Annotated in this window: 1 protein-coding gene; it reads right to left on the bottom strand. The window is 48.5% G+C overall.

Annotation, left to right across the window (positions count from 1 at the left end):
• The coding region (locus tag Y887_RS19765; RefSeq protein WP_211257025.1) for a MuF-C-terminal domain-containing protein at nt 1–540 on the bottom strand (540 nt) is incomplete at both ends.

Genomic DNA, 540 nt, shown 5'->3' with positions numbered 1-540 from the left:
CTCCTGAACAGCTTTCAGCACCTGGAATTTATCCTGCATCTGGCGCACAAAACGCGATGCAATTGTCTCTTCCGGGGTCAGACTGCTGGTACGGGAGTAATACGGCCCCTTGCGAATATCTTCAGGATAGAGTATTTTATCCGCAGAACCCTGACGGGAGTGCTCATCTTTGGGCAATTGGAGCCCTCTGTACAGAGAACCATCAGGGTTTAGTTTTTCTCTCCTGTATAATGTTAAGCCAGCCGTTTCCATACTCTTCAGTTTTTTCCCGTTTTCCGTTCCGTAAACAGAAGCAATACGGTTAACTTCCAGAAGTTTTTGGGTTGCCTTCATATGCACCGCAGACACTACCGGATCACCATTTTTATCCACGGCATCAAGCAGCATCACAACCGCATTTCTTTCTGTCGCTGAGCGGTAAATTGCATCCGGATCGTGCATCAGTTCCGGTAGTCTCTCGATAACATCCATCGGCACCACATGTTTCACACCATTGGTGGCCTTCCGCACAGTATCGCGGGAAATAACCAGCGGCAAATC

Origin of the sequence: Xanthomonas pisi DSM 18956 (assembly GCF_001010415.1) — a bacterium.
GTDB lineage: Bacteria > Pseudomonadota > Gammaproteobacteria > Xanthomonadales > Xanthomonadaceae > Xanthomonas > Xanthomonas pisi.
Note: the sequence above shows the minus strand (reverse complement) of the source record. Positions and strands in the feature narration are given on the sequence as shown.